The 8,450-nt window shown below is 72.3% G+C and carries 12 protein-coding genes, 1 tRNA gene and 2 pseudogenes; 12 read left to right on the forward strand and 3 right to left on the reverse strand.

The genetic code is table 11. The features are described 5' to 3' along the window. Positions 1-538 (reverse strand): annotated as a pseudogene (locus ABD308_RS39775) (single-stranded DNA-binding protein); the annotation flags it as partial. A 646-nt stretch (positions 539-1,184) separates the two neighbouring features. On the opposite strand from ABD308_RS39775, the gene ABD308_RS28385 reads away from it, so the two are divergent. Then, positions 1,185-1,257, forward strand: a tRNA-Arg gene (locus ABD308_RS28385). Positions 1,258-1,369: 112 nt separating this feature from the next. Then, on the forward strand, positions 1,370-2,356 hold the full coding sequence (locus tag ABD308_RS28390) for a tyrosine-type recombinase/integrase (protein WP_344340425.1): 987 nt from the start codon (positions 1,370-1,372) through the stop codon (positions 2,354-2,356). Between the two features lie 21 nt (positions 2,357-2,377). On the opposite strand, the gene ABD308_RS28395 is transcribed toward ABD308_RS28390, so the two are convergent. Both ABD308_RS28395 and ABD308_RS28400 read right to left on the reverse strand, forming a co-directional pair. After that, positions 2,378-2,578: a hypothetical protein gene (locus ABD308_RS28395; RefSeq protein WP_344340428.1), complete on the reverse strand. Its 201-nt coding sequence runs from the start codon at positions 2,576-2,578 to the stop codon at positions 2,378-2,380. Between the two features lie 169 nt (positions 2,579-2,747). Beyond that, positions 2,748-3,140: a hypothetical protein gene (locus tag ABD308_RS28400; RefSeq protein ID WP_344340431.1), complete on the reverse strand. Its 393-nt coding sequence runs from the start codon at positions 3,138-3,140 to the stop codon at positions 2,748-2,750. A gap of 238 nt (positions 3,141-3,378) precedes the next feature. On the opposite strand from ABD308_RS28400, the gene ABD308_RS39780 reads away from it, so the two are divergent. From ABD308_RS39780 to ABD308_RS28445, 10 genes and pseudogenes are all read left to right on the forward strand, one after another. Then, the gene (locus ABD308_RS39780; protein WP_425554871.1) at positions 3,379-3,660 is read left to right on the forward strand and encodes a helix-turn-helix domain-containing protein; all 282 of its coding nucleotides are present in this window, start codon (positions 3,379-3,381) and stop codon (positions 3,658-3,660) included. After that, entirely contained in the window at positions 3,657-3,929 is a 273-nt protein-coding gene (locus ABD308_RS28405) for a hypothetical protein (RefSeq protein WP_344340433.1), read from the forward strand. Before ABD308_RS39780 ends, ABD308_RS28405 begins: the two co-directional genes overlap by 4 nt. A gap of 92 nt (positions 3,930-4,021) precedes the next feature. After that, positions 4,022-4,354, forward strand: a complete 333-nt coding sequence (locus ABD308_RS28410; protein ID WP_344340436.1) for a hypothetical protein — start codon at positions 4,022-4,024, stop codon at positions 4,352-4,354. Continuing rightward, the gene (locus tag ABD308_RS28415) at positions 4,351-4,959 is read left to right on the forward strand and encodes a hypothetical protein (RefSeq protein WP_344340439.1); all 609 of its coding nucleotides are present in this window, start codon (positions 4,351-4,353) and stop codon (positions 4,957-4,959) included. Before ABD308_RS28410 ends, ABD308_RS28415 begins: the two co-directional genes overlap by 4 nt. Further along, a complete protein-coding gene (locus ABD308_RS28420; protein ID WP_344340441.1) occupies positions 4,956-5,318 on the forward strand; it encodes a hypothetical protein in 363 nt (120 codons plus the stop codon). The genes ABD308_RS28415 and ABD308_RS28420 overlap by 4 nt, the downstream gene beginning before the upstream one ends. Then, the gene (locus ABD308_RS28425; protein ID WP_344340443.1) at positions 5,318-5,722 is read left to right on the forward strand and encodes a hypothetical protein; all 405 of its coding nucleotides are present in this window, start codon (positions 5,318-5,320) and stop codon (positions 5,720-5,722) included. Before ABD308_RS28420 ends, ABD308_RS28425 begins: the two co-directional genes overlap by 1 nt. After that, entirely contained in the window at positions 5,719-5,901 is a 183-nt protein-coding gene (locus tag ABD308_RS28430; RefSeq protein WP_344340446.1) for a hypothetical protein, read from the forward strand. The genes ABD308_RS28425 and ABD308_RS28430 overlap by 4 nt, the downstream gene beginning before the upstream one ends. 222 nt (positions 5,902-6,123) lie before the next feature. Next, complete coding sequence (locus tag ABD308_RS28435) at positions 6,124-6,558, forward strand: hypothetical protein (protein WP_344340448.1); 435 nt, start codon at positions 6,124-6,126, stop codon at positions 6,556-6,558. Next, a complete protein-coding gene (locus ABD308_RS28440; protein WP_344340449.1) occupies positions 6,555-7,043 on the forward strand; it encodes a hypothetical protein in 489 nt (162 codons plus the stop codon). Before ABD308_RS28435 ends, ABD308_RS28440 begins: the two co-directional genes overlap by 4 nt. An 81-nt stretch (positions 7,044-7,124) precedes the next feature. Next, positions 7,125-8,450 (forward strand): annotated as a pseudogene (locus ABD308_RS28445) (hypothetical protein); the annotation flags it as partial.

Raw genomic sequence — 8,450 nt, forward strand, 5'->3', positions numbered from 1 at the left:
CCGCGCCCGCCCGCCGACCGCGCAGGGCGTCCACGATCCACCCGGGCACCGCCTCGCCGAACGCCGCCCCGGCCGCTCCCGGCGCCTCGTCCGGCCCGGCCCCGCTCCCGGCGCCACCCCCGCCCCCGCCGGCGGTCGCGCCACCGGCCCCGGATCCGCCCGGAGAGCCGCTCCGCACACCCGGCGCCCAGCTGAACCTCGCCGTCCCACGGCTCAGATCGTGTCCGACCGACCGCGCGTCGATCTCGACCCGGCTCCGCTTCGCCTCCCCCTCCGTCCACTCCCGGACCCTCAGCCTCCCGCTCACCACCACCGGATCGCCCTTCGACAGCGAATGGATCAGGTGACCCGCCAGCGCCCGCCAGGCCGTCACCGTCACCCACTGCGTCTCGCCGTCGACCCAGCCGTCCCGCGCCCGGTCGTAGCGCCGCTCGGTCGACGCCAGCCGGAAGTTGGCCACCGGCACCCCGCCGGGGGTCTGGGTGTACGTCACCTCGGTGGCGACATTCCCGATCACCGTCACCTGGGTCTCGTTCACAGCACGCTCCGCTCTCTCGGATGCACCGTACGGAATCGACCGGTGCGCGTTGAGAGTGCGCTTCCCGGGAAATGCTCACCAGGGAGATCCGAAATCCTGTGGACAACTCGGCCCTGTGGAAAAACCTTGTCCCCCACAGGGGTGAATTTCAGCCTTTGTGCGACCATCACACCCAAACCTTTCGGGTCCATGACAAGAAACCCCTGGCCGCCCCGCCGCCCCGGGACACCCCCACGGGTGGCCCCGCCGACCGTTGGCGCACGTCATCCGACCGAACGAACCCGAATGCGGCCCCCCACCCGCGTCGATGCCGGCCTCGGCGGCGCCGCTTTCTCCGTGCCGAATCCATAACGGGTGGGCAGACAGCCCCGTAACGAGTGCACAACGTCCGGCGCGGAACACCTCCAGACCGCTGCACTCACGGCCTTCACCTGCGATTATCGGACCGCTCCACCGAGGCCGACACACCAACGGCGGTGTCGCAACACCCGGCCGAGGAACGGGACACCCTTATCCTGTCCCCGACAGGGCAGGGGCCCCGCCAACCCCCACACCCAACCCTCAGGCACGGGAGCGGACAGCGGGCGCCACACGCCCACCGCCCGGTCCCGGCAGCGGTCGCGCCCATCCGGGCGCAGCCCGTCCCGCCCCCATAGCTCAGCGGATAGAGCACCCGCCTTCTAAGCGGTAGGTCGCAGGTTCGAATCCTGCTGGGGGCGCAAACAGCGCCTGAACTGGCACTTCTTCGGAGAGTCTTCGGCGAAGCGCCTAGCACAGCGGTAACAGGCCAACCGCCTATGCAAAACGGGCTCCGTCACCTAGCGTGACGTCATGGCAGACACCACCACCCTCGCGTTCCTGCCCCCCGACGCCCCCCAGCCCTACGACCTCCGCCCCCTCGTCGCCTCCTGGATACGCTCGCTCCGCTCGCGGAACCTGAGCGTGAACACGATCAAAATCTACGAGCGGGCCGGCGCCGACCTCGCGGCCTTCCTGCTCTCGTACGAGCCCCCTGACAAGGACTCGAAGCCCGCCCCAACCGAGCTTGAGGAAATCCACCGCGAGCACGTCGAGGCGCACATCACCGCTCTGCTGGAGCGGACCAGCCCGGGGAACGCACACCAGGCGTTCCGCAGCCTCAAGACCTTCTTCACCTGGCTGCTCAACGAGGAGGAGATCGACCGCTCGCCCATGCGGACGATGCAGGCCCCCGTCGTACCCGAGAAGGCAGTTCCTGTCCTGCCCGACGACGCCCTCAAGCGGCTCATCAAGGAGTGCTCGGGCAAGGACTTTGAGTCGCGGCGCGACTACGCATTGGTGTGCATTTTCATCGACACCGGAGTGCGACTCAGTGAGCTGACCGTCCGGGATGTGCAGCACATCGACCTCGACGTCCTGGAGCTCACCGTCATCGGGAAGGGGGGCCGCGAGCGAAAGGTCCCCATCGGCCGGCAGACGGTGCAGGCGGTGGACCGCTACTTCCGCGCGTACGCCAAGCACATCGGGCGCGCGCTGGTCGACACGGACCCGCTGTGGATCGGCGTGAAGACGAAGCGGCGCATGCTGAAGTGGGGGATCGCCGACATCATCGAACGCCGGGCCAAGGCGGCCGGCCTCCCGCACATCCACCCCCACCAGTTCCGCCACACCTTCGCGCACCAGTGGAAGTTGAACGGCGGCAACGAAGACGCGTTGATGAGGATCACGGGGTGGCGGTCCCGGCAAATGCTGACCCGCTACGGGGCCTCGGCGGCCGGCGAGCGGGCCCGCCAGGAGCACCGACAGCTGAGCCCCGGCGACCGCCTGCACGAGCGGTAGCCGGGGCCCTGGCCCCTCGCCTCATCCTGCCGAGGCGGGGGGCTCCTGGTTCCGCTTCCAAGCGCCGGAGTCAAAGCGCTCCTGGACGAGGGCGGTGAGCGCGCGAAGACCCGCTTCCGGGTCCGCAGGGTCGATTGCGATGATGACGCGCTCCGGCGTCTCAAGCAGGGCAGCGGGCTCCCCCGCGTCGAGCGGCCGGTAGCGGATGGTCACATCGGTCATCTGACCCCCTTGTCTCCGCCTGGACGAGGGCATGCTTCACCCTTCGAACAGGCGTGCGAGTTGCACGAGGCGGCCCCACACTACGCGCACGTCCCGTCGGGTCGCAGCCCTCCCACGTGCGAATGTTCAAAACCGGAGCAATCGTTTCCTCTTTGTGACACGCGTCACGTTAGCGGCCGCTTGCGTCGCCAAGTTCCTCGTCAAGAAACTGCTGCAACATGGGGCCCACGCCAGGCTGAGCGTTCGGCTCGCGAGCCACCCGAACGGTTGCCCCCTCGACCCCTCCCCCGGTGGGGTCCGTCACCTCGTATCCCAGAAACTGGACGGCGGCCGCACGCACCACCTCTTCGCGAGGGAGGCCAAGGCCGGCTGCGAGGGCGGAGATCAACTGGGGACTCACCTCGAACGTGAGTCCCTGGGTGATCTTCCCGATGAGGGTCTTGCCCGGCTGATATCCGGTCTCAGGGTCTACTGCGACTTCGACGAACGCGCGCAGCGAGAAGCGCTTCCCTGCCCCAACCTGCTCTTGCACCAGTGCGGTGAGCTGGTCTCGCCTAGTCATGTGAGCCCCTTAACCGCCAGATGTCCACGCCCCGGATCGGGTGTTCCTGGCATCTACCGAGGTCAGCGCCCCGCAGGCACCAACCGATGGACACATTGTCCACGTCCACGGACACGGACGCTTCCCCGGTACCCAGACATGACCAAAACTTGAGCTGTCCGCGATCGTGGACACTCGCACAAGCGCTGTGCTTAACTGTCCGCGTCCACGGACGCGGACAGCAACGCGAGGTGTCTCGATGCTCGACCACAGGCTCCGCCTAGCCGACCCCGACCTACTGCGACGCCTCATGCGGCGCGCCCCGGGCGGCAAGTCCCTCCAGGTCAGGGACCTCGCCTCCGGGGCTGGCGTAAGTCGCTCGAAGGCCGGAGCCCTCCTCACCGGCGCCCGCCCCACCGTGGACCAGCGCACCGCTGATCGCATCGCGGAACTCCTCGGTGTCCACATCGGAGCGCTGTTCGATGACCAAGTGTCCGCGTCCACGGTCGCGGACAATCCGGCCAAGGGGCATATGCCATGACCAAGACCGAGCGCTCCCTGCGAGCACAGATCGCGGCCCACACCAGCTGGGCGAACACGAGCGACCCGGCGGGCCGCACGGCCAAGGCGCGCGCCGCCGCGCTGGCGCGCTTCGAAACGCAGGTCGACCCGGAGGGCGTGTTGCCCGAGCCGGAGCGGCTCCGTCGGGCCGAGAGCGCGCGCCGAGCGTACTTCAGCAACCTCGCGCTGAGGGCCGCTCAGGCGCGTCGCATCAAGCGCGAACTGAAGACCGCCGCCCACGCCGCCTGAGCAGCCGCCAGAAACGATCGGGCCGCCTTCCCCGGCTTGGACTCCAGGGGCAGCGGCCCGGCCCTACCCACCACTCAACGGAAGTAGGACCCGTGAAGAACGGTACCAACCCCAACCCGCTCCGGGCGCAGCACGCCGCCGGACGGATGTGGCTGCGGCTCCTGGAGGCTGCGGCGATCCGGCGGGCGCCGGCGCCCGAGTTGACGATCCACCCCGACGGGACCGTCAAGGCCCGGTTCGTCGGCCCGGACGCGGTCGTCGCCCTCAACGTCTGGCGCGAGGCGATCCCGGCCGCCGCGATGTCGACGGTCCGCGCGGCCGGCGGTCTGGAGTACGAGCTGACGATCGTCCAGGGCGACGTGTCCGTGACCATCTCCGCGTACGCGCCGTACCGCGTCACGGCCCCGGTGGCGGTGACCGCATGACCGAGACCGCCATGACCCACGACCAGGCCGTCGCCGTCCTCGTCGGCATCCGCTCCGCCGACGGCTCCCCGTCGCTGGAGCGCCTCGCCGCCATCTACACCGGCGACCTCGACGCCATCGTGCCCCGCGCGCTCACCTGGTCGCAGCGCACCCGCCGCACGGCCAACCGCCTGCTGCGCACCGTGCTGCCGGTGCTGCGGGAGCTGGTGGCCGAGATCGTCGTGCAGGACCGCGCCGCCCAGGAGGCTCAGCACCAGATCGAGGTCCTCCAGGCGCGGCCGGCGCCGCTCACCTCCGACTCCAGCCCGCACGCGCGGCTCGCCGCCGCGCACGACGTCGCGCGGCGGCTGACCGAGCGCCTCCAGCCAGCGCCCCGGTCGGTCACCGTCGAGAACACCCCGCATGCGTCTCGGCCTGTCGTCATCGCGCACACGCTGGACGACGGCCCCGCCGTTGAGGCGTGGGCCTCCATGCTCGGCGTGCCGACCGCGCGGACCGTGCACGGCAACGGCTACACCTACGTGACCGCGACGTGCACCATCGACGGCGTCGACGTCAGCCTGGAGACCATCGTCCTGCCGCGTCGCGCCGAGGTGACGGTGTGACGGGCGAGCAGCACATCGTGCGCACCGCTGAGCTCGTCGTCCAGGCGCAGCAGGGTCAGGACCCGACGCCGGCCGCGATCGTGCGGGCGCTGGAGGCGGCCGGCCTGCTGCGGACCACGCCGCTGACGGTGTACCGGGCGGAGTGGGACACCGAGCCGCTCGGCCTCTACACCTCCCGAGAGGTCGCGCAGGGCCGCTGTCTCCTCGACGCCGTCGACCAGCAGCCGGATGCGCAGATGGTCTGGGCGCCGGTGGAGGAGGACGCCCCGGACGGCGAGGAGTACCTCTCCGCCGATGGTGCGAACACCGAGTACTACGTCGTCCCGATCCGGCTGCGGCGCACGGCGGAGGAGATCTGATGGCCGGCACCCTCGGCCCGATCGAGCACGGCACGCTGCGCGGCTACCGCCAGCACCGCCACCGCAAGGTGGCCATCGCGGACGGCGACCCGTGCGGGTGCCGGGCCGTCTACAACGCGGACCAGCGCGAGCGCGCTGCGGTGGCGGCGCCGAGGTCCGCGCACGAGTGGAACCGCGGCCTCACGGGCGAGCGCCCCGTGATCCCGTCCCGGCCGACCGGCCGGGCGTGCCCGACCGAGGGCTGCGGCGAGGCCGGCACCGTCACCGGCGGCAGGCCCGGCTGGATCTACGCCCGCGTCGCCGGATCCCGCGAGCCCGGCCGCTGGTGGTGCTCCGGCGCCTGCTCGGCGTACGGCATCGCCCTGGCCGAGCTGCGCCCGACCGTGGACGGCGGTGACCTGTGATCTGGCTCCTGGCCCTGTGCGTCATCGCGGCTCTGTGCCTCGGCGCCTGGTCGATCGAGCAGTTCGTCCACGAGATCCGCCAGGCGCGCGCGGAGGCGGCCAGGCAGGCCGCCCGCGCCGAGCGCGCCCGCCCGGCCGGCCTCGCCCCCGGCCCCAGAGCCGCCCGGGCCCGGCCGTGACCCCGGACCCGGACACGGCTCACGCCGCCCTCCTCGTCGGGCTGCATGTCGCGTTCGGGTCCGGCCCGCCTTACGGACCGCGCGTGCCCCCGACCGCGGATTACGACTGCCCGTGTGGTCACCGCGATGCCGCGCTCGGCGCGGCCGCCGTCCGGCACCTGGTCCACGTCGCCGGGCCCGCGCACCTGATCGTCTGCCCCCTTCGTCCCCGAGAGGACCCTCATGTCTCCCGCACTTATCGACCTCGCCACCGGTGAGGTTCCGTCCTGGACCGGCCCCGCGCACTACCGGTTCGCCCAGCAGCGCCTCCTGATGGCCTGGGACGACGACTGCGCGCCCGAGACCGGCGTGCACCTGGTCGCCGAGGCCGGCGTGCACGCCACCCTCGCGCTCGCCGCCGCGACCGCGCTCGGCTCCCCGATCACCAACGGCATGGACCTCGCCGACTACGACGAGTGGGTCCAGGCCGCGTCCGAGACCCGCAGCCCGGCGCCGGCCGCCCCGGCCACGGGCCTGCACGCCGTGCTGATGGACGCGATGCGCGCGTACCAGCGGGTGTCGGGGCCCGTCCCGCTCCGCGAGCAGGCCCAGCGGGAGGACCTCGCCGAGCACCTCGTCACCGCCCTGATCGCCGCCGGATACAAGGACGCCCGATGAGCACCACCGCCCGCCTGAACACCGACACCGGCGAGGTCTTGGACGACACCGCCCCCGAGCCGTTCGCCGACTTCCTCGTGCAGCACATGGGCGGCCGCGTCCACGACGACGCTTCCCGTGAGCTGCGCGAGTTGAACCGCGCCGTCTCCGAGCACGGCAAGAAGGGGACCTTGGCCGTCATCGTCACCGTGGAGGCCCCGAAAGGCCACGTCGAGGGCGGCCCCCTGTCGATCGCCGTCGCGACCGTGCTGAAGGCCCCGAAGGGGATCACGCCCGCCTCGGTCTACTACCTCGACCGCGAGGGCAACACCAGCCGGCGCGACCCCCGGCAGGACCCGCTGTTCGACGACCCGGCCGGCCACGAGGCCCGAGTGCGCAGCGCCGTCGCGAACGCGCTCCGAGGCCGCGCCGACGCCGTCCCGCCGGACCTGGTCGACGACCTGGTCGCCGGGCTCACCGCCGCCGGCTACCGCCAGCAGCAGTAGGCGCCCGCCTCTGTACGGCCGGTGGGCGCGGCGGCACCGTCCCGCGCCCACCGGCACCACCCCTGGACCATCTGGAGCACCATGCCGCGGCCCGCCGTCGCCGCCGCCGTCCAGCCCGCACCGTCCACCGGCCCCGGGCAGACCCCGGCGCCCGACACCACCACCTCCGTCTCCGTCTCCTCTCCGTTCTGGACCCGGGTTCCGCTGCCGTGGGTGGCGCTGCTGACGGGCGATCACCTGCGCGCGGTCACGCTGGCCGGCGACTACGCGCGCCTTCGCGACGGCTACTGCTGGGCCGCCGACCGCACCCTCGCCGAGGCGCTCGACCTCCACCCGGACACCGTCGGCACGGCGCTGCGCCGCGCCGAGGCACTGGGCATGGTCCGCGCCGTCCAGCGCCCCGGCGGCACGTCCGCGCGCGTCCTCGTCCTGCCCCCGGACGACGCGGACGTGCTGTGGGTGTGCGTCAGCTCCTACGCCCGCAACACCCTCACGGGCGCCGACTTCTCCGTCTACTGCGTGCTGGCCGTCCGCTCGCACCTCAACGAGCCCTCCAGCGTGGGCCTGATAGCCAGGCTGGCCGGCGTCGGTGAGAAGGAGGCCCGCGCCTCGGTCGCCGAGCTCACCTCGGCCGGCTGGATCAGCCGCGCCGACTCCTCCGGCCGGGCCGCCCGCTACACCGTCCACCACGCCCCGATCCCCGGCGTTCCCACCCAGCTCCTCCTCGACTTCCCGCAGCCCCGCCAGACCAAGGGCCGCCGCTGCGCCCCGCCGGCGCCCGCCCCGCACGCCGAGATCGACGGCCAGGCCGCCCTGTTCGACCTCGACGAGCTGGCCGCGACCCCTGCCGGATCGACCGTCACCACCCCTGCCGGATCGACCGCGACCACCCCTGCCGGATCGACCGGACGAACAAGATCCCTCCAACAAGATCTCTCCAACAGGCCCCGCCCCGTGGGGGGTTGCTCGTCCGGCGTAGCCGATACCGCCGTACCGCGCGTCACGGGCGCGCCCGCGAGCACCCGCGAGGCCGCCGCCGGGCCCGGCCGCGCATCGGCTGCGCCGGAACGGCCAACTGCCCTGCCCCCGCTGCTGATCACCGCTGCCGCCTACCAGGTCCTGGCCCAGGCGCTCGGCCTGGCCGAGCGGATGAGCCGCTGGGAGCAGCGGGAGGCCGCCCGGGCGATCGGCCAGGCGATCGAGGACGCCGGCGACGTCGACCGGGTCGCCGAGCGGCTCGCCCGCCGCTGGGCCACCGCCGATCCGGCCGACGTCCGCCGCCCGTACGGCTGGCTGGTGCGGATCGGCCTGGTCCGGCGCGGCTGCTCCGATCCCGGATGCGAGTCCGGATGGGACACCGGCCGGAAGCGGGACTGCCTCCACTGCGCGGAGCAGCTGGAGCAGGCC

This window comes from Kitasatospora putterlickiae, from assembly GCF_039527695.1.
Classification (GTDB): Bacteria; Actinomycetota; Actinomycetes; order Streptomycetales; family Streptomycetaceae; genus Kitasatospora; species Kitasatospora putterlickiae.

Excerpts from the sequence above, each read along its gene's own strand:
- ABD308_RS28390 (WP_344340425.1), top strand. The coding sequence starts at position 1,370 with ATGGCAGACACCACCACCCTCGCGTTCCTGCCCCCCGACGCCCCCCAG.
- ABD308_RS28395 (WP_344340428.1), bottom strand. The coding sequence starts at position 2,578 with ATGACCGATGTGACCATCCGCTACCGGCCGCTCGACGCGGGGGAGCCC.
- ABD308_RS28400 (WP_344340431.1), bottom strand. The coding sequence starts at position 3,140 with ATGACTAGGCGAGACCAGCTCACCGCACTGGTGCAAGAGCAGGTTGGG.
- ABD308_RS39780 (WP_425554871.1), top strand. The coding sequence starts at position 3,379 with ATGCTCGACCACAGGCTCCGCCTAGCCGACCCCGACCTACTGCGACGC.
- ABD308_RS28405 (WP_344340433.1), top strand. The coding sequence starts at position 3,657 with ATGACCAAGACCGAGCGCTCCCTGCGAGCACAGATCGCGGCCCACACC.
- ABD308_RS28415 (WP_344340439.1), top strand. The coding sequence starts at position 4,351 with ATGACCGAGACCGCCATGACCCACGACCAGGCCGTCGCCGTCCTCGTC.
- ABD308_RS28425 (WP_344340443.1), top strand. The coding sequence starts at position 5,318 with ATGGCCGGCACCCTCGGCCCGATCGAGCACGGCACGCTGCGCGGCTAC.
- ABD308_RS28435 (WP_344340448.1), top strand. The coding sequence starts at position 6,124 with ATGTCTCCCGCACTTATCGACCTCGCCACCGGTGAGGTTCCGTCCTGG.
- ABD308_RS28440 (WP_344340449.1), top strand. The coding sequence starts at position 6,555 with ATGAGCACCACCGCCCGCCTGAACACCGACACCGGCGAGGTCTTGGAC.